Origin of the sequence: Tsukamurella ocularis (assembly GCF_965138335.1) — a bacterium.
Classification (GTDB): domain Bacteria; phylum Actinomycetota; class Actinomycetes; order Mycobacteriales; family Mycobacteriaceae; genus Tsukamurella; species Tsukamurella ocularis_A.
In genome coordinates this window covers 66282-90410 of the sequence record NZ_CBCSDV010000010.1, presented here as the reverse complement: position 1 = coordinate 90410, position 24129 = coordinate 66282, and the positions used below count along the sequence as shown (strand labels likewise).

Genomic DNA, 24129 nt, shown 5'->3' with positions numbered 1-24129 from the left:
GGGGTGTTCGCGGAAGTGTCGAGACCGGACGGTGAGGACCAGGCCCGTGAGCAGTGTGAACGATGCTCCGGGCGGTGTTCCTCGCATCGGTCCCGGAGAGGGCTGTGGGTGTCGCAACGCCGACGAAGCGCGGCGGCCCCCTCCGGGTGCGGGGTGTATGAGACGAAGCTCACGGAATTAGGTATTCGCAACTGCAATATGTAGATTAGCGATTCTGATTCGGTCGAGACGGCGAAATTCCGCGGTCGGTCACGGCGGACGGATTTGAGGAGCGGGACATGTCGATCGACACCTGGGCAGCGACCCCTGCTGCCTCGACGGGCCCCGTGCCCGTCACCGTCGAAGCTTCCGAGCCCGTACGGACTCCCGCGCCCGTCGCACCGGTCCCGCCCGTCGTTCTGCCGCAGGTGCCGTCGGCCCGCGCCGTCGCGGAGGCCCATCGGGCGCGCCTCGCGCGCCGGATCGCCGTCGCCGACGCGGCGGTGGCCGTCGTGGCCTCCGTCGTCGGCGTCCTCGTCGGATACGCGGAGGGCGAGAGCCTCCCCGAGTTGTCCGCGCTCGTGATCGGCGTGAACCTGTTCTGGTTCATGCGCCTCTGGCGTGCTCGGCCGATGGACGTTCCGCTGCTGCGCCTCGGCACGCCGGAGCTGCGCCGGGTGCTCGTCACGGCCCAGCTCGTGTACGGCCCGCTGATCCTCATCGAGCTCCTGTTCCCGCACATGCTGCCGCGGGCGCTCTTCATCGCCTCGGCACCGGTCGCCCTGGGCGGCGCGCTCCTCGTCCGCCTGCGCTCCCGCACCGGCGCCGCCACCGCGGTGCGCGTGCCCACCCTGGTGGTCGGCGGTTTCGCGTCGGCCACGGCCTCGACCCGGAGCCTGCTCGCCGCGGAGACCGCCGGCGCGGAGGTCGTGGGCGTGTGCCTTCCCACCAACGATGCGCTGGTGGTCGATGCGCTGGAGATCGCGGGCACGCGGGTGCCCGTGGTCGGCACGGACCGCACCGTGCTCGAGGCCGCGCGCGACACCGGCGCCGGCATCGTCGTGCTCACCGCCACCGACACCCTGGGGCCGGACGACGTCCGCGAGCTCATGTGGCAGCTCGCGGCGGAGGGCGTCGAGCTCGTGGTCACCGCCGGCCTGCCCGACGTCGCGCGTTCCCGCATGGTGAGCGGTTCGGTCGGCCGGACGCCGATGACCGCCGTCGCCCCGCCGCGCCCGGCCCGGTCCCACGGGCTCGGCAAGCGCGTGCTCGATCTGGCCGTCGCCGGCGCGGGCGTCCTCGCCACGGCGCCCGTGATGCTGGCGATCGCCGTCGCCGTCAAGGCGGACAGCCGCGGCCCGGTGTTCTACCGCGCGCAGCGGGTGGGTGCCGGCGGCGAGTCCTTCGACATGATCAAGTTCCGCAGCATGTACGTCGACGCGGACGCCCGCCGCGACGTCCTGGCCGACGAGAACATGGGCGCGGGGCCGTTGTTCAAGGTCAAGAACGACCCCCGTGTCACCCGCGTCGGCCGCTTCCTCCGCCGGTACAGCCTCGACGAGCTGCCCCAGTTCTTCAACGTCCTCGGCGGATCGATGTCCGTGGTCGGCCCGCGGCCGGCGCTCGCGCACGAGGTCGAGCAGTACCCGCCCGTCATGCGCCGGCGGATGCTGGTCAAGCCGGGCGTCACGGGGGCCTGGCAGGTGAGCGGGCGCTCGAACCTCAGCTGGGACGAGTCCATCCGGCTCGACGTGGGGTACGTGGAGAACTGGTCGCTCGGCGCGGACGTCGGCATCATCGCGCGCACGGTGCGCACGGTCCTCGCGTCCGACGGCGCCTACTGACGGACGTATCGTCGACCGCGTGCAGGAGACATCCCCCGGGCGGGCCGACGATGCGCGGCTGCCCACCGACCGACGCACCCTCGCCGCGGTCGCGCTCGGCGGCGCATTCGCCGCCGCCGCCGCGAATCGGCTCTCCGCCGCGCCGGCGTGGCGGGCGCTGGAGTTCGACGTCCGCATCGGCGGCCTGGCCGTGCTCTCCCTGCTGACGGGCGCCCTCTTCGCCCTGCGCGACGTGCTCGGCGACCGCTGGTTCGGGTTCCTCGTCTTCGGCGTGCTCGGGGGCTTCGGATCGGTGGGGGTCTACGGCCTGGTCTCGCTCCTGGGGATGCCCCCGTCGGCCGGCGTGCGGTTCCTGTTCGCGGCGCCCACCGTCGCCGCCCTGGGCATGGCGGCGGGACGGGCGATCGTGCGGAGGGCGCGGCGATGACGACGCTGCTCGTCGCCCTCGCCGGGGCCGTCGGCTCGGTCCTGGGCTACCGGCTCCTCGCGCGCGGACCCCGTTGGACGCGGATGCTGTGCGTGACGATGGCGGTCTCCGTCCTGCTCGGCGGCGTCGCGCGGATGGTGCGGATCGTGGGCGACACCGGCTACGCGGCCCTGCCCGTGGCGTTCTTCGGGCCGATCGTCACGTTCATGGGGATCGGCTGGTGGCTCACGGCCGCGCCGCGCCGCGACGGATGGCGCGCCGCCCTCGTGGTCGGCGGCGGCGTGGCCGCCGCGATCCTCGGCTACCTGTCGATCGACCTGCTCGGCCTCGCCTACATCAAATTCCCGCGGTTCGGCTGAGCTCCGCCGAGATCAGCGCCGCGAACGCGCGCACGTCCTCCTCGGTGGTGTCCCAGGCGCACATCCAGCGGACCTCGCCGCGGATCTCGTCCCAGAAGTAGAACGGCACCCGCTCCATCAAGGCCTCCGCAGCGGCGTGCGGGAGTTCGGCGAAGACGGCGTTCGACTGCACGGGCTGCGTGATCGCCACCCCGTCGATCCCGCCGACGAGGTCGGCGAGCAGCCGGGCCATCGCGTTCGCGTGGCCGGCGATCCGCAGGTACCGGTCATCGGCGAACAACGCGAGGAACTGCGCGGCCAGGAACCGCTGCTTGGAGGCCAGCTGCATCGACAGCTTGCGCACGTACTCGATGCCGGGTGCCGCCGCGGCGTCGAGGACCAGCACCAGCTCGACGCCGAGCAACCCGCTCTTGGTGCCGCCCACGCTCACGACGTCCGCGCCGATGTCGGTCGTGATCTCCCGCAGGCCCACTCCGAGACTCGCGGCGGCATTGCCCAGGCGCGAGCCGTCGATGTGCAGCAGCCAGCCGCGCTCGTGCGCGTACTCGGCGAGGGCCCGCAGCTCCTCCGGGGTGTAGACGGTGCCCAGCTCGGTGGACTGCGCCACCGACAGCACCCGGGGCTGCGCCCAGTGCACGTCGCCCGCGCGGTCCGGCACGGCGGCGGTGATCGCCTCGGGCGTCAGCTTGCCCTCGGTGGTGGGCACGACGAAGAGCTTGAGCCCGGCGAGCTTCTCCGGCGCGCCGCCCTCGTCGACGTGGATGTGCCCGGTGTCGGCACACACCACCGCGGACCAGCGATCGGAGACCGCGGACAGCGCGACGATGTTGGCGCCGGTGCCGTTGAACACGGGGAAGGCCCGCGCGCCGTCGCCGAAGAGCTCGACGATGCGCTCCGCGAGGGCCGCGGTGTAGACGTCGGCGCCGTACGCGCCCTGGTGCCCCAGGTTGGCGGCGGTGATCGCCTCCAGGACCTCGGGCAGCACGCCCGCGTAGTTGTCGCTCGCGAAGCCGCGCTGGGCGGGATCGTGCAGGCGGGTCATGCGGTCACCTCCGGTACCAGGGTGTCGACGGTGCCGTTGACGGCGGCCGCGGGGGCGTCCCACAGCGCCACGAGCCGATCGGCTACGTCGCCGATGGGCGTGTAGCGCGGGAACTTCCGTTCCGGGGCGTCGGCCTTCATCTGCGGCGTGAGGAGCGCCATCACCCGCAGGACCGTCGCGGCGGCGCCGGTACCGGTGAAGCCGTCGGCGAGCGCCAGGGTCCACGCCTCGGCAGCGGCCTTGGCGGAGGCGTACATCGCGTTCTTCGCCGTGGGCTTCGCGACCGAGACCGACGAGATGACGGCCACCCGCGCGTCCGCGCTCGCGGCGAGCGCCGGGTACAGCGGCTGGGAGACGTTCTGCAGGCTGCGAATGAGGCCGGCCTCGAGGAAGTCCCAGTCCGCGGGGTCGGCGTCGGCGATCGGCGTGCCGCCGCGCCAGCCGCCCACCAGGTGCAGCAGGCCGTCGGCACCGTCGTGCTCGGCGACGATGCGCGCGACGGCCTCCGCGGTCGCGGCCCGGTCGGACAGGTCCGCGCGGTAGGCGCTGACGCCCTCGAGGCCGGCGATCTCCGCCGCGGGAGCGCCGCGCGTGATGACGGCGGCCTTCGCACCGGCGGCGACGAGCCGCCGCACCACCTCCTGCCCCAGTGCTCCGTTGGCACCCGTCACCACGACGGTCCGCCCTGTCACTCCGCTCATGCCGGTACCTCCGCCGTCGCCGCCGTGATGCCCTTCGCGCTCTCGATCACGGGACCCATCTTGCGCCGCAGCGCCTCGTAGAACATGTTGAGGGGGAACTCGTCGGGCAGGACCAGGTCCACCAGGCCCTTGGGCGGACCGTCGAGCGGGAGCGCAGACGGGCCCTGTGCCCACGTCGACCCGGGGCCGGGCGCGACGTAGGAGGAGACGAACTCGTAGCTCGCGAGCCACTGGCCCACCTTGGACCGGTCGATGCCGGTGCGGTAGAGCTCCTCGATCTCCTCGGTGAGCCGGATCACCTGGAGCGGCAGCTCCTTCCAGTCGAAGGAGAGCCGGTTGTCGCGCCAGCGCAGCGCGCCGTGCCGGTGCAGGTAGGCGAACAGCAGCTGGCCGCCGAGGCCGTCGTAGTTGCGCACGCGGTCGCCGGTGATGGGGAAGCGGAAGAGGCGGTCGCAGAGGATCGCGAGCTGCACCGGCAGCCCGTACGGGTGCCCGTCCCGCTGCAGCCGGTGCGCCTCGCGGAAGGTGGTGAGGTCGCAGCGCAGCTCCTCGAGGGAGTACTGCCAGTACGGCATCCGCTGCTTGATCATGAACGGGTCGAAGGGCAGGTCGCCCCGGCTGTGCGTGCGGTCGTGGATCAGGTCCCACAGCGCGAAGGTCGATTCGGCCAGCGCCTGGGAGGCGACCAGCCGGTCACCGTCGGGCGGGAGCTGCAGCGAGAGGATCTCGGCGGCCGCGGCCGTCACGCGCCGGAAGCGGGCCGCCTCGCGGTCGCAGAAGATGGCGCCCCAGTGGAAGTCCGGCGTCTGCGCCACCGTCACGGTCTCGGGGAAGAGGACCGCGGAGTGGGTGTCGTAGCCGGGGGTGAAGTCCTCGAAGGCCACGGCCAGGAACTGCCGGTTGTCGAAGGTGCGCTCGGTCTCGGCCAGCCACTCGGGCCAGACCACGCGAAGCAGCACCGCCTCGAAGACCTTGCCCGCGTTGCCGTTCTGCGTGTACATCGGGAAGACGACGAGGTGCTCGGTGCCGTCGATCCGGGTGCGGTCCGGCCGGAACGCGGCGAGCGACTCGTCGAACTCGGGGCGACCGAAGCCGCCGTCGACCCACCGGCGGAAGTCGCGGGGCAGGGCGGCGAGGTACTCGGCGTCGTGCGGGAAGAGCGGGGCCAGCGCGGCGATCCGCGCGACGATCTCGCCGACCAGGGCGCTCGCGCGGGCGCCGTCGGCCGGGTTCGGCACGGCGCCGGAGTCGTCCTGCAGGCCGCGCAGCTCCTCGACCGCGGACTTGAGCGCGACCCAGTCGGAGCTGCTCGCCGCGCCGGCGCCGGCCTCGGTGGGCGCGTCGCCGTGCGTCCCGGCGGCCCAGGTGACGGCGTTGGTCCAGAGGGTGCGCTGGTCGAGGTCGTCGATCGAATCGTCGCCCACGAGGTCGGAGTCGGCGAGGACCACGACGCGGCCGCGGTCGACCTGTAGCGCCGCCGCCAGCGGCCGGCCGGCCGGGGCCGCGGTGTCGCTGGTGCGCGCCAGCACGGTGGCGCTCGGCGCGGCGGTGAGGTCGAGGACGCCGGTGCGGTAGAAGCAGGCGCCGTCGACGGCCGCGGCGAGGCCCTGGCCGCCGAGTTCCGGTGCGATGTCGGACCGGATCCACGTGGCGTTGCCCCCGTGCCGGCGCTCGCCCGCGGCCTCCTGCACCACCACGGACTCGACGTGCACCCCGAACCGGCCGAGCAGCTCGTCGAGGTTGTTGCCCGAGGTCGCGGTGTCGCACTCGGCGAGCACGACGAGCCCGCCGCCGTCGCGGACGTACCGCTCGATCGCGTCCAGCTCGTCGGGGGCGTAGACGGGGGGCAGGTCACCGGTGACGCGCTCGACGCCGGGGCGCGCGAGGTGCGGGATCACGTAGACGTCCGCCGCGGCCAGCTCCGCCTGCCCGATGTGCGGGGCGAGCGCGTCCGTCACCGTCATCCCGCGGCGCCGCAGGGCGTCGACCGCCTCGGCCAGGCTCGCGTCGGCCGGGTTCGGGGGAACCATCTCGCGGGCCCGCTCGAGCGTGGTCGCCCACGCGCAGCTCCGGGCCTGCTCCACCTGCACGCGAGGGAACACCGCATCGTCTGACATAACCGTACCGGCCTTTCACCTCTTACGTCGGTCTTGATGCGATCTTAACGCCCGAACGCGTGCGGGGAAAGCGGAACGGCGGTCTCGGCGTCAGCCGCAGGTGCCCTGGACCACGGCCTTCGCGGTGCCGACGAACTGGTAGAGGTAGATCAGCTCCCAGTCGGCGGGGCCGTAATCGTAGTTGCGGGGCACGGCCCGCATCACGGTGTCGCCCGCGTAGCAGTTGTCGAAGATGTACCGGGACCGGGTGAGGTGATAGCCCCAGCTGATCACGATGACCGAGGTCCAGCCGCGCTGCTTCGAGAGGCGCTCGGTGAACATCGCCTCGCCGCGGGTGGTGCTGGGGACCGGCTTCTCACAGGTGATGGAGATGTCGCCGAGCCGGGTGCCGCACATCTCCTGCATCGCGCGATCGTCCGGTTCCCAGATCCCGTAGGGGTTCGAGAGGACGACGTTCTTCGCCCAGCCCTCCTGGGCGAGCCGGATGCCGTACTGCTCGCGGCCGTCGTGTTCGCCTCCGAGCACGATGATCGCGTCGACCTTGCGCAGCGGGTCCTGGTGATCCACGCCGAACAGCAGGTAGCCGGCGCCGCCGACCACGGCGAGCACGAGGACGACGACGAGCGTCACGCCCCACAGGAGTCTTTGCAGTCGCCGCACGTCGCCACCCTACCGGCGCGCCGGATCCCTCCCGTGGGGCGCGGGCGGCGTCACGCGGGCGGGAGCGCGATGTACTTGGTGTTGAGGTACTCCGCGATGCCCTCGCTGCCGCCCTCCGACCCGAGGCCGGACTGCTTGATCCCGCCGAACGGGGCGGCGGGGTCGGAGATGACGCCGCGGTTCACGCCGACCATCCCCGCCTGCAGCCGCCGCGCGACCCGCTGCGCCCGGCCGACGTTCTCGGTGAAGAAGTACGCGGCCAGCCCGTACTCGGTGTCGTTGGCCAGGGCGACGCCCTCCTCCTCGGTGTCGAAGCCGACGATCGCCGCGACCGGTCCGAAGATCTCGTCGCGGCGGATGCGGGCACCGTCGGGCAGGCCGTCGATGACGGTGGGCTCGTAGAAGAACCCGGCACCGTCGACCGGCCTGCCGCCCGTGCGCACGGTGGCGCCGGCGGCGACGGCCTCGTCGACGAGCGCCGCGATCGAGCCCCGCTGCTCGGCGTTGATGATCGGGCCGATCGCGGAGGTCTCCTCCCAGCCCGGCCCGACGCGCATCGCGGCAACGCGCTCGGTGAGCCGTGCGGTGAAGGCCTCGCGGATGCCGTTCTGCACCAGGATGCGGTTGGCCGCCGTGCAGGCCTCGCCGCCGTTGCGCATCTTGGCGAGCATGGCCCCGTCGACGGCCTTGTCGAGGTCGGCGTCGTCGAAGACCAGGAACGGCGCGCTGCCGCCGAGCTCCATCGAGGTGCGCAGCACGTTGTTCGCGGCCTGCGCGAGGAGGATCCTGCCCACGCCGGTGGATCCGGTGAAGGAGACCTTGCGCAGCCGCTCGTCGTTCATGAGCCGCTCGACCACGGCGGGCGCGTCGAGCGTCGGCAGAACCGACAGGACGCCGGCGGGGAGGCCCACCTCCGCGAAGACCTGCGCGAGCAGCAGCATGGTGAGCGGCGTGTCCTCGGCGGGCTTGACGATCACGGTGCAGCCGGCGGCCAGGGCGGGGCCGATCTTGCGCGTGCCCATCGCGAGGGGGAAGTTCCACGGCGTGATCGCCAGGCACGGCCCGACGGGCTCCTTGACGACGGCGATCTCGCCGGTGCCGGCGGGGGCGGTCGCGGTGCGGCCGCCGATCCGCACGGCCTCCTCGGAGAACCAGCGCAGGAACTCGGCGCCGTAGGTCACCTCGCCGCGGCTCTCGGGCAGAATCTTGCCCATCTCCAGGGTCATGAGGAGGGCGAAGTCGTCGGCGCGCGCGGTCACGGCGTCGAAGGCGGCGCGCAGGACGTCGGCGCGCACGCGGGGCGCGGTGGCGGCCCACTCCTCGGCGGCGGCGCTCGCCGCGTCCAGGGCGGCGGTCGCGTCGGCGGGCGTCGCATTCGCGACCGTGGCGAGCACCTCACCGGTGGCCGGGTTGATCACCTCGAAGGTGCGGCCGGACTCGCTCGGCGCGGAGCGGCCGCCCTGCCACAGGCCGGTGGGGACGGTGTTCAACAGTTCGGTGGCGTTCACGAAAGGCCTCTCGATGGCGGTGCGGGCAGATGGGGTGCGTCGGTGGTGGCGACGGGGACGGGTGGTTCCGCGCGAACGACTCTCGGATTCTGTCCGGCGCGGACAGGTTGTCCGGAACGGACAGAATCCGAGAGTGCTGCGGGCGGTGCGGGGTCCGGCCGCGAGGTGGACCCCGCGGACCTACTGGGCGGCGGCCTCGCGGATCGCCGTCTCCAGCACGGTGAGGGCGTCGTCGAGCAGCTCGTCGCCGATCACCAGCGGCGGCAGGAGGCGGACGACGTTGCCGTACGTGCCGCAGGTGAGGATCACCACGCCCGCTGCGAGGGCCTTCGCGGCGACGGCCTTGGTCAGGTCGGCGTCCGGTTCCGAGGTGCCCGGCCGCACCAGCTCGATCGCGATCATCGCGCCGCGGCCGCGGACGTCGCCGATCACGCCGACCTCGCCGGCGAGGGCGCGCAGCCGGGTCACGGCGCGCTCGCCGATCGCGCGGGCGCGGGCCGGCAGGTCGAGGTCCGTCATGGTGTCGAGGGCGGCGAGGGCCGCGGCGCAGGCGACGGGGTTGCCGCCGTAGGTGCCGCCGAGGCCGCCGGCGTGCACGGCGTCGAGCAGGTCGGCGCGGCCCGTGATCGCCGAGAGCGGCATGCCGCCGGCGATGCCCTTGGCCATGGTGATGATGTCGGGCACCACGCCCTCGTCCTCGCACGCGAACCACGCGCCGGTGCGGGCGAAGCCGGTCTGCACCTCATCGGCGATGAAGACGACGCCGTTCTCCTTCGCCCAGGCCGCGAGGGCCGGCAGGAAACCGGGCGCGGGCACGATGAAGCCGCCCTCGCCCTGGATCGGCTCGATGATGACGGCGGCCACGGCGTCGCCGCCGATCTGCTTCTCGATCTGCGAGATCGCGCGGGCGGCCGCGGCGGCACCGTCGGCGTCGAGGCCCGCCGCCGCGTCGCGGTACGGGTAGGACATCGGCATCCGGTAGACCTCGGGCGCGAAGGGCCCGAAGTCCTTCTTGTACGGCATGGTCTTGGCCGTCAGCGCCATCGTGAGGTTGGTGCGGCCGTGGTAGGCGTGGTCGAAGGCGACGACGGCGTCGCGGCCGGTGGCCAGGCGCGCGACCTTGATCGCGTTCTCCACGGCCTCGGCGCCGGAGTTGAACAGCACGGTGCGCTTGTCGTGGTCGCCGGGCGTGAGGGCGTTGAGCCGCTCGGCCACGGCGACGTAGCCCTCGTAGGGGGTCACCATGAAGCAGGTGTGGGTGAAGTGGCCGGCCTGCGCCGCAACGGCTTCCGCGACGCGCGGGTCGGACGCGCCGACGCTGGTCACGGCGATGCCGGAGCCCAGGTCGATGAGCGAGTTGCCGTCCACGTCCACGATCACGCCGCCGTCGGCGTCGGCGGCGTACACGGGCACCGAGGAGCCGACCCCGCCGGCGACGGCGGACCGTCGCCGGTCGGCCAGGCGCGCGGACTCCGGGCCGGGCAGCGCGGTCACGAGGTTGCGGACCTGCGGCAGTCGGTAGGTGATCGAGGGGGTCGTTGCGGTCATGTCAGTGTCTCCTTGTCGACGTCGACGGGGGCGATGGAGCGGCGGAGGGTCTCGCCGCGGAAGAAGGCGGGATGGGTGGCCCGCCGGACGAACATGAGCACGGCGCCCAGCAGGAGCAGGCCGAAGCCGATGTAGAAAACGAGTCCGATGCCGAACAGCGAGGAGCCGCTGCCGTTCTCGGGATCGAGACTCTCCTGTACCGAGATCACGAACACGACCGCGAGGATCGTGCCGCCGATGAGGGGGAACAGGAACTTGTAGACGATGTTGTGCGCGCCGGTGAACAGCTCGCGCCGGAAGAACCACACGCAGGCGAAGGCCGTGATGCCGTAGTACCAGCAGATCATGATGCCCAGGGCGGCGATGGTGTCGAGCAGGGCGCGGTCCGAGAGCAACTTGACCACGGCGTAGAAGACGGCGGTGATGACGCCGGAGACGACGGTCGCGTAGGTGGGGACCAGGTAGCGCGGGTGCACCGCGGCCAGCTTCTTCGGGAAGGCGCCGTAGCTGCCCATCGCGAGCATCGTCCGCGCCGCGGGCAGGAAGGTGGTCTGCAGGCTGGCGATCGACGAGGCGAAGATCGCGAGGAACAGCATGAGGCCGCCGAAGCCGCCCAGCACGGGGTTCGCGAGCGGCCGGAAGACGTTCTCGGAGTTGTCCGGATTGCCCAGGCCGACGCCCTCGGTGCCGACGCCCGCGTACATCATGACCGCGATCGCCACGAGCAGGTAGGTGATCAGGATCGACACCACCGCGAGCAGCCCGGCGCGGCCCGGGACCTTGGTCGGGTCCTTCGACTCCTCGCCGAGCGTGAGGCACGTGTCCCAGCCCCAGAACGCGAAGATCGAGCCCGTGAGCCCTACGACGAACGCCGCGATGGTGATGCCGGTGAACGGGTTGAACCAGTCGAGCGAGAAGGACAGCCCGGTGGGCACGCCGCCGGACCGCACGATGGCCGTGACCGCGAAGGCCACGAGCACGACCATCTGGAAACCGACCAGCGCGTACTGCACCACGGCGCTGGTGGTGACGCCGCGCCCCGAGATGTAGGTGGCGATCACGATGAACACCAGCGTGGTCGCGATGTTGACGAGCTTGTTCGAGGCCAGGTCCGCGATCGAGTCGTTGCTCATCACCTGCGCGAGGAATAGGTAGAAGTAGTCGACGGCGATCGCCGCGAGGTTCGAGAGCACGATGATCGTCGCGAGGACCATGCCCCAGCCGCACATCCAACCGACGTACGGCCCGAAGGCCTTGGTGGACCAGGTGAACGAGGCGCCGCAGTCGGGCACGCGCGCGTTGAGCTCGCGGTAGGCGTAGGCGGTGAGGAACATCGGGATGAAGCCGGCGATGAAGATCGCGGGCATCTTGAGCCCGACCGAGGCGACGATCAGGCCGATGCTCGCGGTCAGCGTGTAGCCGGGGGCCACCGTCGAGATGCCGAGGACCGCGCCCGCGAGGGTGCCGATCCTGCCCTTCGCGAGGCCCTTGTCGACGGTGTCGTCGCTCCCGCTCCCGTCGGCGGGCGCGGTCTCGGGACCGCGGCCCGCTGCGGCGGTCATGAGATCCCGGCCCGGGGCACGACGACCATCGGGACGTCGAGGACGCGGAGCATCTTCGCCGCGGTCGAGCCGAGGAACAGGCGGCGGGGCGCGGCGAGGCGGCTCGAGCCGACGAGGATCACGTCGCCGGAGTGCCAGTCGAGGCTGTTGACGGCGTCCTCGACGGTGTCGCCGAGGACGACGGCCGAGGTCACCTCGACCGATCCCGGCAGCTTGGCGCGGGCCTCGTCGAGCACCGCGAGCGAGTGGCGGCGGGCCTCGTCGAGCTTGCCGTCGTCGCTCTGCTGCGGGCCGGGCATGAGGTCGACCGCGATGAGGGAGACGAGCCGGAGGGGCACACCGGCGCGCTCGGCGCCGGCGATCGCGGCGTCGAGCAGCTCCGCGGCGCCCGGCCGGGTGCCGACCGCGCAGGTCACCGACCGCACCCGCTCGGCCTTGGAGTGGCGCTGCCCGCGCGGGGCCAACGCCACGGCCATGGGCGCGGAGTGGATGAGGTCGTTGACCACAGGGCCCAGCGAGTGCTTTCCGAGCAGCCCGCCGCCGGTGGCGCCCGTCACGACGATCGCGGCACCGATCCGCTCCGCCTCGGCGATGATGCCCCCGGCGATCGAGTCGTGCACGCCCACATGGGTGCTCGTCGTCACGTCGTCCGGCACCAGCGTCCGGGCCTGCGTCAGCCAGGCGTCCGCCTGCTCGGTGAGCACCTGGGAGGTCAGGTCGCCGGAGACGAAGGACCCGGTCTGATCCGGGGGCACCACCATGCCGAGCGCGAGCTCGGCGCCGAGGCTGCGGGCCAGCTGCACGCCGAGGGCGACGGCGTCGCGGCCGCCGTCGGTGGCCAGGTAGGCGACGTAGATCTTCACTTCTCCCCCTCACAGCAGGACGGTGCGGCACCGTCGGATTCGGTCGAACAGCAGGACGAGGACTTCGCCGAGGTCGGAGCCACGTCGAGCGACGGGTTCCGGTCGAAGAAGCCGAAGGGCTTGAGCCAGAAGCTCACCGTGTCGGCCGGCATGATCGGCCAGTCCTCCGGCCGGGTGATGTGGTGGATGCCGAAGGTGTACCAGAGCACCACGTCGGTGTTCTCGATCGAGCGGTTCCGCGCGGTCCACGCGGGCAGGCCCATGCCGCCGCCGCCCTGGTTCACGAATTCGCCCGCGGGCCACCGCTCCTCGGGATCGTTGGGGGTGACCCACAGGGTGTGCTCGATGGCGCGGCAGCGGTCGAGGATGGGCGAGGCAGGGTCGAACATCGCGGGGACGTTCGCCGAGGCGACGAGTTTGTACGACGGGGAGACCCCGAGGCCGGTCTTCACGTTGTCGTTGACCACCTTCCACGAGCGTTGCGTGGGGTAGTGCGGGTCCTGCTTGCCCTCCTCCTCGGTCCGGAGGGGCGTGTTCACCTGCTGCAGCGAGAGGCCGTACGGGTTGTCGGGCCCGGTGGGCACCATCTGCGTCTCGGACCGGTAGACGGTGTTGTTCTCGCCGTCCACGTCGAGGTCCATGCGCGCGACGATGAAGTGCTGGTGGAACGGCGCGTAGGTGCGGTCGTCGACGAGGGTGCCGTGCGGGTGGGCGCCGCCCTCGGGGAAGTGGCTGACCACCATGATGCCGGTGGCGCGCACCTCGCACTCGATGTTGCCGTCCTCGTAGAACCGCCAGTAGGTCAGGTACTCGTAGTTCGCGACGGTGACGTGGAAGGAGACCGTCAGGCGGCGCATGCGGCGCACCTCGGCGCCGGCGTGGTGGTCGACGTGCTTCCACAGGACGGCGTTGTCCTCCTCGTGGATGCAGATCGCGTTGGCGATGTCGTACGGCTCGCCCTTGCTGTCGTGGAGGGTGGCGTCCAGGTACCGGATCTCGCCGAGGCAGTCGCAGCCCAGCGCCAGCGAGGTGGTCATGAAGCCGAGGCCCCACTCGCCGATGTCGAAGGCGGTGCGGCGGTAGTGATCCTCGCAGTGGTCGCGGTAGGGCACCATCATCTCGGCGAAGGAGAGGCGGTGCGCGATCTTGCGCACGTTCCCGTTGTCGTTGTAGGTGATGGCGTGCAGGGTCATGCCCTCGCGGTAGTTGAAGCCGACCCGCAGCGACCAGTTCTGCCAGGTCAGCTTGTTGCCCTCGAGGGTGAAGCCGGGGCCCTCGGGCTGGGTGATCTCCAAGGGCTTGCGCTCGGGACGGGTGCCCGCCTCGCGGATCTCCTTGGGCAGCATGCGCGGCACGTACTCGCCCATGATCTGCGGGCGGTCCACCCGGAAGGTGTCCTCGATCTTCAGCAGCTCCATGGTGTTCAGGTCGATCACGCAGTGGAAGCCGTTGACCGGTCCGGCGTAGGGGTTGGCGCCGTCGGACGCGCGGACCCAGGTGTCGGACCAGCCGATCCGCCGTCCGGCGAACTCCTCCGGGATGAGCACGGCGCCGTACGTCCAGGTGTCCATGAACACCAGCGACATGTCGGTGATGCCCCGCGCCGCGAGCGCGGCGATCACGTCGGGGTGCGCGCGCAGGGCCTGATCGGCCTCGTCCCATTCGTCGACGGTGACGTTGGCCTGCACGTCCGGGATGTGCTCGAACGCGGTGACGGCATCCGCTGTCAGCGAGACGCGGGCCTTGTAGGTGCGGTTCGCGGTGCGGTCGAAGAGCACCGCGACCGCGACGCGCTCGCACGGCGTCCCGTCGGTGTCGAAGGCGGTGATCGCGGCCTTGCTCGGCTCGGCCATCTCGATCGAGGCGTAGCGCCAGTCGGCGTTCACGCCGTGCTCGCGGGCGAGCAGGGCGGTGACCGCGCGCATCTCGTCGGCCGAAAGGGGGTCGAGCGGATGGGCGGCGGGGGAGGGGGTCTGCATCGTGGACATGCCTTTCTCGGCGGCGTCGGCGGGCGGTGATCGGCGGTCGGACCGGATGGCGGTCGTTGCTGCTCGTGACGTGCTTGATTCGGGTGTAGTCCTTCGAGCCGTACGCCGACGGGTCTTTGCCGTAAACCCGAGTGCTCGCCTCTCACTGTGCGCTGGGTCACCGCGCACCGCATCTGCCAGAATGGCGAAATCAGACGGTAGAACTCGACGGATTGGAGCGGGAATGGCGGTCACCGTGCGCTGGCTCCTCGGTCGGCGGGATCTCGGCCTCGGGCTCCGCGCGGGCGCGAGCGCGACGGACGTCCCGATCACCTTCGTCATCACCACCGAGCTCGCCGATCCCACGCCCTGGCTCACCGGCGGGGAGATGCTGCTGACCACCGGCATCGGGATCCCGTCGGGCGACGAGGGCTGCCGCGACTACGTGCGGCGACTCACCGACCGCGGCGTCTCCGCGCTCGGCTTCGGCGTCGGCGTCTCCCGGGCGAGCGCGCCGTCGGCCCTGGTCGACGCCGCCGACGAGTTCGGCCTCGCGCTGGTCGACGTGCCCCTCCCCACGCCCTTCGTGGCCGTCGCGCGCACTGTCATCGACGAGATCGCGCGGCGCGCGAACGCCGCGCAGGCGGCGGCGGGCCGCGCCCAGCAGCGCATGACCCGGGCCGCGGTCGCGGGCGGACCGTCGGCCACGCTGCGCGAGCTCGCGGTGGGCTCCGGCGGGGCCGCACTGCTCTTGGATCGCGGTGGTCGCGTCGTGCAGACGCATCCGGCGGACCTCGACCCGGCCGTCGCGCGCGAGGTCGGCGAGCAGGCGCGGGCGCACGGCGCGGCCTCGGCGGCCGGGCCCGTGCGGGCACCGTCGACGGACCCGTCCGCGCGGCGCACCATCGTCACCCAGCCCATCCGGGTGGGCGATCGCGGGCACGGCCACCTCGGCGTGGTGCTGCCGCACGAGCCGTCGGCGACCGATCACGTGCTCATCGGCCACGCCAACTCCCTGCTCGCGTTGGACTTCGAGCGGCCCCTGCGGCTGCGGCTCGCGCAGTGGCGGATGAACGCCGCGGCGCTGCGCCTGGTGCTCTCGGCGGGCGGCGACCTCGACGAGGCCGCGCAGCTCGTCGGCGAGGCGGCGGACCCGGCCGGGGTGCGCGCGCTGATGATCCGCGGCGGCGACCCGGACGCCGTGGTGTCCGCGGTGCGCGCGGCGCTGCACGACGCCGGTCGCCCGGTGTTCGTCTCGGAGGCGGGCACCGCGAGCGGCGTGATCGCGCTGCTGGGCGGGGACGACGGCCCCGCCTTCGCCGACGCCCTGGTCGCGGGCATCGCGCCGGGCGAGCGCGGCCGGCTGCAGCTCGGGCTCGGGGCGCCGCACGCGCCGCACGCCGTGGCCGAGGCGGTCGCCGCCGCGGAGCTCGCCGCCCGCGCGGCCCGGCCCGGTGGCGGCACCGTCGACGCCGCGGCGCTGGTCGGGCGCACGCTGTTCACCGAGCCGGGTACCCGGGAGGCCCTCGCGCGGCTCGACCGGGCGCTGCTGGAGCCGCTGCGCGCGCACGACGGCCTCGCCGAGGCGCTCCGGGCGTACCTCGAGAACCACGGCCAGTGGGAGGGGACGGCCGCGGCGCTGGGGGTGCACCGGCACACGGCGCGGGCGCGCGTGGCCCGGGCGGAGGAGCTGCTCGGCGTCGACCTCCGCTCGGCGCGAGTGCGCGCCGAGCTGCTACTGGCCCTGCTGCTCGGCGACGAGTAGCGCCCGCAGGCCCTCGATCAGCGCGGCGAGCCCCAGGTCGAAGGCCTGCAGGGGGCGTTCCGGGCCCGACGGTGCCGCCGCCAGCGCGCGGCGCAGGTCGTCGGTGGCGGCGACATCGTCGTCGTCCAGGGCGATGGGCACGTCGGGCGCGGAGACGTCGAGCGCCGCGCCGAGGAGGAAGTTCTCGACGCCGACGACGATGCCCATCACCTTCTCGACCGGGAACCCCGCGCGGAGCAGCGCGGTGGTCGCGGCGGCGTACATCGCGAGGTTCTGCGGACCGCCGATGGGTTCGGTGGCGAGCAGCCGGACCGCGGCGGGGTGTGCGGCGAACGCCGTGCGGTAGGTGCGGGCCCAGGTGGCGAGGGCCCGGTCCCAGGGCTCGGTGGCGAAGCACGTGGCGTCGATGTCGGCGGTCACCAGGTCGCGGACCAGGCCGATGACGCCCGCGCGCCCGTCGACGTGGTGGTAGAGCGACGAGACCTGCACGCCGAGCCGGCGGGCGAGCGCCGGCATGCTGAGGGCGCCCTCCCGGTCGACCAGCTCGAGCGCCGCCGCACCGATCGAGGCGCGGTCGAGTTGGGGGGTGCTCGGCCGTCCGACACGTCTGCTCACCAGGACGAACCTACCCGATTCCGGCTGAAATCGAATGTGCTTCTATTTGCCCCTTGTGGCGCGGGTCACGAGCGTCTATCTTTAATCGAAAGCCTATCGATAAATGTGGAGGAGCCGAGATGGAGCTCATCGTCGCGCCGGGGGTTCCGGTGTCGCCCGCCCGCGTGGACGCCCCGACCCGGGGCGCGCTGCGGGTCGCGCTCGTGCAGCACCGCTGGCACGACGACGCGGCGCTGCTCGCGGCCGAGCTCACCGACGCGATCGGGCGGGCCGCCCGGGCCGGGGCGCGGGTCGTCTTCCTCTCCGAGATCACCCTGCTGCGTTACCCGGCGTTCGAGCGCGGCGGTGCGCAGCCCAGCGCGCTCGCGGAGGACCTGCGCACCGGTCCCACGTTCGCCCTCGCGGCGGCCGCGGCCAAGGAGCACGGCGTGGTGGTGCACGCCTCGCTGTACGAGCGGCATCCCGACGCGGAGCCGCTGGGCTACAACACCGCGATCATGGTCTCGCCGTCGGGCGAGCTGCTCGCCAGGACCCGCAAGCTGCATATCCCGGTCACCGCCGGGTACTACGAGGACACCTATTTCCTGCGGGGGCCCGCGCAGTCCGACGGGGCCGATCCCTACCCCGTGCACGAGCCCGCGGAACTCGGTGGGGCCCGCTTCGGCCTCCCCACCTGCTGGGACGAGTGGTTCCCCGAGGTCGCGCGCGCCTACTCGCTCGGCGGCGCCGACGTCATCGCCTACCCCACGGCCATCGGCTCCGAGCCCGACCACCCCGATTTCGACACCGCCCCGCTGTGGCGGCAGGTGATCGTGGGCAACGGGATCGCGAGCGGCACCTTCATGGTGGTGCCCAACCGCTGGGGGAACGAGGGCGCGATCACCTTCTACGGCAGCTCCTTCATCTCCGACCCGTACGGCCGCATCCTCGTCGAGGCGCCCCGGGACGCGTCCGCGGTGCTGGTGGCCGACCTCGACCTGGACCAGCGCCGCGACTGGCTGACCCTGTTCCCCTTCCTCGCCACTCGCCGCCCCGACACCTACGGCCCGCTCGTCGAGCCCGTCGCCGCGCACGGACCGCTCGGCGGTGCGCGATGACGTGGCGCATGCCGTCGGAGACGGCGCCCCAGACCCGGACGTGGATGGCCTACCCCTCCGCCGGCTACTCCCTCGGCGACACCGTCGAGGAGCAGCACGCCGCCCGCGCGACGTGGGCGGCGGTCGCGAACGCGATCGTTGACTTCCAGCCGGTCACCGTCGTGGTGGATCCGGCCGAGCGCGCGGCCGCGGCGCGCTACCTGTCGGACCGGGTCGAGGTGGTCGAGGCGCCGCTCAACGACGCCTGGATGCGCGACATCGGGCCGACCTTCGTCGTCGACGGGGCGGGGCGGCTCGGCGCCGTCGACTGGGTGTTCAACGGCTGGGGCGGGCAGTCCTGGGCGAGGTGGGACCGGGACAGCCGGATCGGGCGGCTCGTCGCCGACCTCGCCGGGGCCGAGTACATCGGGTCCGAGCTGGTGAACGAGGGCGGCGGCATCACCGTCGACGGTGCCGGCACCGTCCTGCTGACCGAGACGGTGCAACTGGATCCGGGGCGCAACCCCGGCCTGTCGAAGGCGCACGTGGAGGCGGAGCTGGCGCGCACCATCGGGGCGACGCACGCCGTCTGGCTGCCGTTCGGGCTGGCCCGCGACTCCGACACCTTCGGCACCCGCGGCCACGTCGACATCGTCGCGACCATCCCGTCGCCGGGCACCGTGCTGCTGCACGACCAGCGCGACGGGTCCCACCCGGACCACGCGCGATGCGCGACGCTCCGGGAGACGTTCACGGCGTCGACCGACGCCGCGGGCCGGTCCTGGGAGGTCCTGTCCGTTCCCGCCCCGACGGTGCTCCGCGACGGCGAGGGCTTCGTCGACTACAGCTACATCAACCACGTCGTCGTGAACGACGCCGTGGTCGCGTGCTCCTTCGACGACCCGAACGACGTCGTGGCGGTGGAGGTCCTCGCCACCGCGTACCCCGGCCGCGAGATCGTCACCGTCGATGCGCGGCCGCTGTTCGCCCGCGGCGGCGGCATCCACTGCATCACGCAGCAGCAACCCGCGGTCTGACGGTCTCCGCCGTCCGCGCCAGTAGAGTGCGGACGATGGGGAACCGATGACGGCGGCGACGGCCGCCGTGATGGTGCTCGCCGGGTTCGGCGCCGGGCTCATCGGATACATCACGGGGCTCGCCTCGATCGTCTCCTACCCCGCGCTGCTCGCCTTCGGGCTCTCGCCGGTCGCCGCGAACGTGACCAACACCGTCGCGATGGTCGCGGTGGGCGGCGGCTCGATCGCCTCGTCGGCATCGGAGCTGCGGAAGAACCCGGCGCAAATGAGATTGCTGGCCGTCGTCGCCGTCGCGGGCGGCGCGGCCGGCTCCGCGCTGCTCCTGCTCGCGCCCGGCGACACCTTCGAGCGGGTCGTCCCCGTGCTCATCGCGATCGCGGCGATCGCGATCCTGCTGCAGCCGTACCTGCACGAGCGTCCGGCGGTGCGGCGGCTCGCACGGTTCTACCCCGCGGGCGTCTTCCTGGTCGCCGTGTACGGAGGCTACTTCGGGGCCGGTGCGGGCGTGATGATCCTGGCCCTGACGCTCCTGGCCACCAGCGAACCGCTGTGGCGCGCCGCGATGCTCAAGAGCTATGCCCTGGGCCTCGCGAACCTCGTGGCCGCCATCGGCTTCGCCGTGTTCGGGCCGGTGCACTGGCCGGCGGCGATCGCGATGGCGATCGGCGGTTTCGCGGGCGGCTGGTGCGGCCCGCCCGTGGTGGCCCGGATCGACGCCGGGAAGCTGCGGGTGGTGGTGGCGGTCTGCGGCCTCGGCCTCGCGACCTGGCTCGCCCGGGTGTGGTTCTAGGGGCGAGCCATGCCGCGCGTCAGGTGCGGTCGGCGGACCGTCGGACGTGGAAGTCCGCGTCGTCGGGCGCGGAGAGCATGCGCACCATGGTCTTCCGGTCGAAGGGCCACAGGTCGATCGACCCGCCCTCGGTGAAGTACCAGGAGTTGCAGCCGGTGTTCCACACCGTCGGCCCCATCGCCTCCGCCACGTCGCGGTTGAAGCCCGCCGTGGCCGCCTCGGTGACCTCGACCGTCGCGATCTCGCCCCGGCGGAACCGGTCGAGCCACTGTGCGATGTACTTCGCCGTGAGATCGGCGGAGAACTGCAGGGAGATCGAGCCGGTGGGGGAGTTGGGGCCGAGCACGGTGAACAGGTTGGGGAAGCCGGGGATCGCCGTCATGCGGTAGGCCCGCGGACCGCCGGCCCAGGCGTCGTCGAGCTTGACGCCGTCGCGGCCCGTGACCCGCATGGGCCGCATGTAGTCGTGCGCGCGGAAGCCGGTGGCGAGCACCAGGAGATCCGCCTCATGCAGCGTCCCGTCGACGGTCCGCACGCCCGTCGGCTCGATCCGCGCGATGTCGGTCGTGACCAGGGAGGCGTTGCGCGCCTTGAGCGCCGCGTAGTAGGTGCCGGAGACCACCTGCCGCTTGCACAGCGGCTCGTCGTCCGGCGTGAGATCCTTCCGCATCGACGACGGCACCTGCGCGCGCAGCGACAGCCGCGCGTAGGCCTGCACGGCGCGCCGCCGCCAGGACGGCTTCGTCGTGATGTCGGCGAGGATTCCCGAGCCCCAGAGCAGGCCCTGGTGCACCCGGTCGAGGAGCCCCGGGACGCGCTCGAACAGCGCCGTGACGGCGCCGAGCTGGGGCAGCCGCATCGGCGCCCACAGCACCCACTGCGGCGAGCGGACGAAGTGGGTGAGGTGCTCCGCCTCCGGCTGGAGCGCCGAGACCACCTGCACGCCGGTCGATCCGGTGCCGATGACGGCGATCTTCCGGCCCTCGGTGACGAGGGAGTCGTCCCAGCGGGCGGTGTGGACGACGTCGCCGTCGAAGTCGGCGAGGCCCTCGATGTCGGGGATCGACGGGTTGTGCAGGACCCCGGTGGCGCAGACGACGAAATCGGCCGTCATCGTCTCGCCGGTGTTCAGGGTGAGGACCCACGTGGCGGAGGCGTCGTCGAATTCGGCGGCGAGAACCTCGGTGTTGCACCGGATCCGGTCCTGCAGGCCCAGTTGCTCCACGACGTCGCGGTGGTACTGCTGGATCTGCGGGCCGGTGGCCCAGATCTTCTCCCAGTCGGCCTTGGGGGCGAAGGCGAACTGGTAGATCTGCGAGGGCACGTCGCAGGTGAGGCCGGGGTAGTGGTTCCAGAACCACACGCCGCCCACGTCGGCGCCCTTCTCGAGCACCACCCAGTCGGTGAAGCCCTGCTCCTGCAGGACGTGCGCGGTCGAGATGCCGGCCACGCCGGCGCCGATGACCACGATGCGGGGCTCGGTCATCGCGCCTCCTCCAGTCCGCGGCGGACGGCGAGCGGCGCGGTGCGCCGCGCGGCGGCGAACGCCTCGGCCCGCTTGCCCCGGGCCATGAAGTTCGCGCCGAGCCCGGCGAGATCGGCACCGTCGGGCGCGATGACGGTGACCTTCTGGCCCCGCGCCCGCGCGACGGCCACCTCGTTCCAGAAGACCTGCGACATGGGGCGACGCAGCGCGGCGTACTCGACGAGGCCGCCGAGGCCGGGGCCGCGAACGCCGGGCGCCGAGGCCATGGAGACCACGGCGACGACTTCGTCGGCGTCCTGCGGGCCGACCAGGTCGACCGACGCGGTCGACGCGGCACCGCCGTCGACGTACGTGCGGCCCTCGATCTCGACGGGCGGCATCCACGCTGGGATCGCCCACGAGGCGCGGAGCGCCTCGCCCGCAGTGGCTTTCGGTGCACCGGGCGCACCGAACGCGACCCGTTCCCCGGTGGCGGGCTCGTAGGCCACGAGGCGGGCCTTGGGCGGCACCAGGGCGCCGGGGCCGACGGTGGCGTCGGCCAGCTCCTGCAGCCACGTCGCGTCTCCGCGGCCCCGCGGGGCCACGCCGGTGAGCGGGGCGTGGCCGCCGCGCCGGGTCCACAGGGTCGACGGGTCCGTCGGCAGCGAGAACGGGATCCGCGGCAGCGGTGCCGGGGTGGCCTCCAGATGATGCTGCAGCACGGGCGATTCCGCGCGACCCTCCTGCATGGCGACCAGATCGGCGACCGAGAACGCCTGCAGTGCGGTGATGATCTCCGAGCCGGCGGACGTGCCCTGCAGGACGTCCGCATCGCGCACGTCCCAGTCCAACTGCTCCTCGAGCGTGGCCAGGGCGGCGATGGTCCAGGCCCCGCCGATGGTTCCGCCGCAGCCGATGACGAGCGCGCGGGTCACCGGGCGGCCTCCTCGTCGGCGAGGGCGGCGTGCTCGGCGTGATCCGTGGCCTGCCGGGCGATGCGGTCGGTGTAGGCCTTGCGGGCCGCGGCGTCGAGATCGAGGCCGCGCCGGTCGCCGGCGAGCTTGCGGGCCAGGCGCTCGATCGGCTCGGGGACGAACGCCTCGACGAGGCTCCAGCCGGGGGCGACCCACTTCGGCACGGACGTACGGGCCGCGCGGGTGCGGAGGGTGTCGAGGATCGCGGCGGCCACGTCCTCCGGGTCGACGGTGGGGAGTGCGCCGCCGAGCTGCGCGCCGGAGGAGAGCTCGGTGCGGACCGCGGACGGGAGGATCGCGCACACGGCGACGCCGCCCACCTCGTACTCGCGGCGCGCGGCGAGGGAGGCGCCGAGCGCGGCGAACTTGCTGGCGTTGTAGGTGACCATTCCCGGGATCGGGATCATCCCGGCCATCGATGCGACGTTGACGACGTGGCCACGGCCCGCGTCGGTCATGCCGGGAATGGCGGCGCGCATGCCGTTGAGCATGCCGCGCACGTTGACGTCGAGGATGAGATCGGTGGTGGTCTCGGACTCCTCCTCGAAGTGGCCGAGCGGCATGACCCCGGCGTTGTTGACGAGGACGTCGATCGGGCCGTCGAGGTCGGCGATCAGGGCGGCCCAGGAGGCGCGGTCGCTGACGTCGAGACGGACGGCGCGCGAGCCGGGGATCGTGGCGGCGGTGGCCTCGGCGACCTCGAGGTCGACGTCGGCGAGGACGACGCGGGCGCCGTACTGCGCGAACAGGCGGGCGGTGGCGGCGCCGATGCCGCGGGCGCCGCCGGTGACGACGACGAGCGCACCGTCGAGCTGCGCGAGATGGTCGCGGGAGGAGAACAGGTTCATGTGACCGACAGTATCCGAATACTCAGAGTTTTTGAATACCCTTTCGCGTATTCTTCTCGCGTGGCCAGGCTGACCAGGGTGGAGCAACGCGCGCAGACCCGCGCCGACCTGCTCATCGCCGCGCGTGATCGCTTCCTCGAGGTCGGCTACGCCGCCGCGAGCCTCGAGGACATCGCCGATCGGGCGGGCTACTCCAAGGGCGCGGTCTACTCGAACTTCGTTGACAAGCCGAACCTGTGCCGCGAGGTGCTGCAGGCGATTCACGAGGAGAAGATCGGCGAGCTCGCCGTCGCGGTCACCGGCCAGGGGGACCTGCAGGAGCGCATCTCCCTGCTCGCGGACTGGGTGCGGCGGACGGCCGGCGACGTGGGCTGGACGATGCTCGAGCTCGAATTCATCACGGTCGCGCGCAACGACCCCGACCTGCTCGCCATGATCGTCGAGCTGCGGGCCGCGGCGCGCAGCACCGTCGTCGAGATGCTGGTGGATCTGGTGCGCGGCGAATCGGGTGCCGATGAGGTGGCGCCCGAACTTCGCAGCACCCTCGAATCCGCGGCGGAGCTGTTGCTCTCGGCCGGGATCGGCCTGGGCATTCAGCGTGCCATCGATCCCACCATCGCCACCGAGCCCGTGATCGAGTCCATGCGGGCCACGCTGTTGATGCTGGCCGCGGCCGGCTCCTGATTCCAGGAGCAGCGTTCGAGAGCTGGGCCGCGATCGGGCTCAGAGGAGGACGAGGGCCTCTCGGTGCACCGCGACGGCGCGTCCGTCGTCGAGCTTGACCGACACGGCCTCGTCGTCGGTGCTGAGTACCGTGCCGAAGCCGAGCACCTCGTCGCGCAGTTGCACCCGGTCGCCAGGGGTCATGTCGTTACCTCAATCCGTCATTAAGCGAACTGAAGATTAGCCGCAACGGGGCCGATCGCGGTCGGATTCACCGGATGTTCACACGGCGCCGGATCGAGCGGCCCGAGCTGCCGGG

At 72.4% G+C, this 24129-nt stretch carries 22 protein-coding genes; 8 read left to right on the top strand and 14 right to left on the bottom strand.

Going from position 1 to position 24129, the window contains the following annotated elements; genetic code table 11:
- Window positions 1-278 precede the first annotated feature (278 nt).
- From ACNAYW_RS11365 to ACNAYW_RS11355, 3 genes are read left to right on the top strand one after another with little or no spacing between them, the layout of a single operon-like run.
- Window positions 279-1823, top strand: a complete 1545-nt coding sequence (locus ACNAYW_RS11365; protein ID WP_415849800.1) for a sugar transferase — start codon at window positions 279-281, stop codon at window positions 1821-1823.
- A gap of 19 nt (window positions 1824-1842) precedes the next feature.
- Entirely contained in the window at window positions 1843-2250 is a 408-nt protein-coding gene (locus ACNAYW_RS11360; protein ID WP_415849799.1) for a hypothetical protein, read from the top strand.
- Window positions 2247-2609, top strand: a complete 363-nt coding sequence (locus ACNAYW_RS11355; protein ID WP_415849798.1) for a hypothetical protein — start codon at window positions 2247-2249, stop codon at window positions 2607-2609. The genes ACNAYW_RS11360 and ACNAYW_RS11355 overlap by 4 nt, the downstream gene beginning before the upstream one ends.
- On the opposite strand, the gene ACNAYW_RS11350 is transcribed toward ACNAYW_RS11355, so the two are convergent.
- The 9 genes from ACNAYW_RS11350 to ACNAYW_RS11310 form a co-directional block, all read right to left on the bottom strand.
- Complete coding sequence (locus tag ACNAYW_RS11350; protein WP_415849797.1) at window positions 2587-3651, bottom strand: threonine aldolase family protein; 1065 nt, start codon at window positions 3649-3651, stop codon at window positions 2587-2589. The two genes, ACNAYW_RS11355 and ACNAYW_RS11350, sit on opposite strands and share 23 nt — an antisense overlap.
- Entirely contained in the window at window positions 3648-4352 is a 705-nt protein-coding gene (locus ACNAYW_RS11345; protein ID WP_415849796.1) for an SDR family NAD(P)-dependent oxidoreductase, read from the bottom strand. Before ACNAYW_RS11345 ends, ACNAYW_RS11350 begins: the two co-directional genes overlap by 4 nt.
- Entirely contained in the window at window positions 4349-6454 is a 2106-nt protein-coding gene (locus ACNAYW_RS11340; RefSeq protein ID WP_415849795.1) for a DUF6421 family protein, read from the bottom strand. The genes ACNAYW_RS11345 and ACNAYW_RS11340 overlap by 4 nt, the downstream gene beginning before the upstream one ends.
- A 105-nt stretch (window positions 6455-6559) precedes the next feature.
- Window positions 6560-7129 (bottom strand): YdcF family protein, encoded by a 570-nt coding sequence (locus ACNAYW_RS11335; RefSeq protein WP_415849794.1) that lies wholly within the window; start codon window positions 7127-7129, stop codon window positions 6560-6562.
- 50 nt (window positions 7130-7179) lie between these two features.
- On the bottom strand, window positions 7180-8637 hold the full coding sequence (locus tag ACNAYW_RS11330; protein WP_415849793.1) for an NAD-dependent succinate-semialdehyde dehydrogenase: 1458 nt from the start codon (window positions 8635-8637) through the stop codon (window positions 7180-7182).
- Window positions 8638-8817: 180 nt separating this feature from the next.
- Complete coding sequence (gene gabT, locus ACNAYW_RS11325) at window positions 8818-10185, bottom strand: 4-aminobutyrate--2-oxoglutarate transaminase (protein WP_415849792.1); 1368 nt, start codon at window positions 10183-10185, stop codon at window positions 8818-8820.
- Window positions 10182-11747, bottom strand: a complete 1566-nt coding sequence (locus tag ACNAYW_RS11320; protein ID WP_415849791.1) for an APC family permease — start codon at window positions 11745-11747, stop codon at window positions 10182-10184. The genes gabT and ACNAYW_RS11320 overlap by 4 nt, the downstream gene beginning before the upstream one ends.
- Window positions 11744-12610, bottom strand: coding sequence for a universal stress protein (locus ACNAYW_RS11315; protein WP_415849790.1), 867 nt, complete (start codon window positions 12608-12610; stop codon window positions 11744-11746). The genes ACNAYW_RS11320 and ACNAYW_RS11315 overlap by 4 nt, the downstream gene beginning before the upstream one ends.
- Window positions 12607-14589 (bottom strand): primary-amine oxidase, encoded by a 1983-nt coding sequence (locus ACNAYW_RS11310; protein ID WP_415849860.1) that lies wholly within the window; start codon window positions 14587-14589, stop codon window positions 12607-12609. The genes ACNAYW_RS11315 and ACNAYW_RS11310 overlap by 4 nt, the downstream gene beginning before the upstream one ends.
- Window positions 14590-14821: 232 nt before the next feature.
- Between ACNAYW_RS11310 and ACNAYW_RS11305 the strand changes: the two genes are divergently transcribed.
- Complete coding sequence (locus ACNAYW_RS11305) at window positions 14822-16342, top strand: PucR family transcriptional regulator (protein WP_415849789.1); 1521 nt, start codon at window positions 14822-14824, stop codon at window positions 16340-16342.
- On the opposite strand, the gene ACNAYW_RS11300 is transcribed toward ACNAYW_RS11305, so the two are convergent.
- Window positions 16313-16957, bottom strand: a complete 645-nt coding sequence (locus tag ACNAYW_RS11300; protein ID WP_415849788.1) for a TetR/AcrR family transcriptional regulator — start codon at window positions 16955-16957, stop codon at window positions 16313-16315. The two genes, ACNAYW_RS11305 and ACNAYW_RS11300, sit on opposite strands and share 30 nt — an antisense overlap.
- A 119-nt stretch (window positions 16958-17076) precedes the next feature.
- Between ACNAYW_RS11300 and ACNAYW_RS11295 the strand changes: the two genes are divergently transcribed.
- From ACNAYW_RS11295 to ACNAYW_RS11285, 3 genes are read left to right on the top strand one after another with little or no spacing between them, the layout of a single operon-like run.
- Entirely contained in the window at window positions 17077-18054 is a 978-nt protein-coding gene (locus ACNAYW_RS11295; protein ID WP_415849787.1) for a nitrilase-related carbon-nitrogen hydrolase, read from the top strand.
- Window positions 18051-19070, top strand: a complete 1020-nt coding sequence (locus ACNAYW_RS11290) for an agmatine deiminase family protein (RefSeq protein ID WP_415849786.1) — start codon at window positions 18051-18053, stop codon at window positions 19068-19070. Before ACNAYW_RS11295 ends, ACNAYW_RS11290 begins: the two co-directional genes overlap by 4 nt.
- Before the next feature lie 46 nt (window positions 19071-19116).
- Window positions 19117-19860: a sulfite exporter TauE/SafE family protein gene (locus ACNAYW_RS11285; protein WP_415849785.1), complete on the top strand. Its 744-nt coding sequence runs from the start codon at window positions 19117-19119 to the stop codon at window positions 19858-19860.
- A 19-nt stretch (window positions 19861-19879) separates the two neighbouring features.
- Here the strand turns inward: ACNAYW_RS11285 and ACNAYW_RS11280 are convergent, their stop codons facing one another.
- From ACNAYW_RS11280 to ACNAYW_RS11270, 3 genes are read right to left on the bottom strand one after another with little or no spacing between them, the layout of a single operon-like run.
- Complete coding sequence (locus ACNAYW_RS11280; protein ID WP_415849784.1) at window positions 19880-21346, bottom strand: flavin-containing monooxygenase; 1467 nt, start codon at window positions 21344-21346, stop codon at window positions 19880-19882.
- The gene (locus ACNAYW_RS11275) at window positions 21343-22260 is read right to left on the bottom strand and encodes a patatin-like phospholipase family protein (RefSeq protein ID WP_415849783.1); all 918 of its coding nucleotides are present in this window, start codon (window positions 22258-22260) and stop codon (window positions 21343-21345) included. Before ACNAYW_RS11275 ends, ACNAYW_RS11280 begins: the two co-directional genes overlap by 4 nt.
- Window positions 22257-23147 (bottom strand): SDR family oxidoreductase, encoded by an 891-nt coding sequence (locus tag ACNAYW_RS11270; RefSeq protein ID WP_415849782.1) that lies wholly within the window; start codon window positions 23145-23147, stop codon window positions 22257-22259. Before ACNAYW_RS11270 ends, ACNAYW_RS11275 begins: the two co-directional genes overlap by 4 nt.
- A 60-nt stretch (window positions 23148-23207) precedes the next feature.
- On the opposite strand from ACNAYW_RS11270, the gene ACNAYW_RS11265 reads away from it, so the two are divergent.
- A complete protein-coding gene (locus ACNAYW_RS11265; protein ID WP_415849781.1) occupies window positions 23208-23831 on the top strand; it encodes a TetR/AcrR family transcriptional regulator in 624 nt (207 codons plus the stop codon).
- 39 nt (window positions 23832-23870) lie between these two features.
- On the opposite strand, the gene ACNAYW_RS11260 is transcribed toward ACNAYW_RS11265, so the two are convergent.
- Window positions 23871-24014, bottom strand: coding sequence for a hypothetical protein (locus tag ACNAYW_RS11260; RefSeq protein ID WP_415849780.1), 144 nt, complete (start codon window positions 24012-24014; stop codon window positions 23871-23873).
- Window positions 24015-24129 lie beyond the last annotated feature (115 nt).

Coding starts and splice junctions, on each gene's coding strand:
- ACNAYW_RS11270 (WP_415849782.1), bottom strand. CDS start 23,147: ATGAACCTGTTCTCCTCCCGCGACCATCTCGCGCAGCTCGACGGTGCG.
- ACNAYW_RS11350 (WP_415849797.1), bottom strand. CDS start 3,651: ATGACCCGCCTGCACGATCCCGCCCAGCGCGGCTTCGCGAGCGACAAC.
- ACNAYW_RS11310 (WP_415849860.1), bottom strand. CDS start 14,589: ATGCAGACCCCCTCCCCCGCCGCCCATCCGCTCGACCCCCTTTCGGCC.
- ACNAYW_RS11365 (WP_415849800.1), top strand. CDS start 279: ATGTCGATCGACACCTGGGCAGCGACCCCTGCTGCCTCGACGGGCCCC.
- ACNAYW_RS11355 (WP_415849798.1), top strand. CDS start 2,247: ATGACGACGCTGCTCGTCGCCCTCGCCGGGGCCGTCGGCTCGGTCCTG.
- ACNAYW_RS11345 (WP_415849796.1), bottom strand. CDS start 4,352: ATGAGCGGAGTGACAGGGCGGACCGTCGTGGTGACGGGTGCCAACGGA.
- ACNAYW_RS11285 (WP_415849785.1), top strand. CDS start 19,117: ATGACGGCGGCGACGGCCGCCGTGATGGTGCTCGCCGGGTTCGGCGCC.
- ACNAYW_RS11290 (WP_415849786.1), top strand. CDS start 18,051: ATGACGTGGCGCATGCCGTCGGAGACGGCGCCCCAGACCCGGACGTGG.
- ACNAYW_RS11260 (WP_415849780.1), bottom strand. CDS start 24,014: ATGACCCCTGGCGACCGGGTGCAACTGCGCGACGAGGTGCTCGGCTTC.
- ACNAYW_RS11280 (WP_415849784.1), bottom strand. CDS start 21,346: ATGACCGAGCCCCGCATCGTGGTCATCGGCGCCGGCGTGGCCGGCATC.
- ACNAYW_RS11305 (WP_415849789.1), top strand. CDS start 14,822: ATGGCGGTCACCGTGCGCTGGCTCCTCGGTCGGCGGGATCTCGGCCTC.
- gabT (WP_415849792.1), bottom strand. CDS start 10,185: ATGACCGCAACGACCCCCTCGATCACCTACCGACTGCCGCAGGTCCGC.
- ACNAYW_RS11295 (WP_415849787.1), top strand. CDS start 17,077: ATGGAGCTCATCGTCGCGCCGGGGGTTCCGGTGTCGCCCGCCCGCGTG.
- ACNAYW_RS11320 (WP_415849791.1), bottom strand. CDS start 11,747: ATGACCGCCGCAGCGGGCCGCGGTCCCGAGACCGCGCCCGCCGACGGG.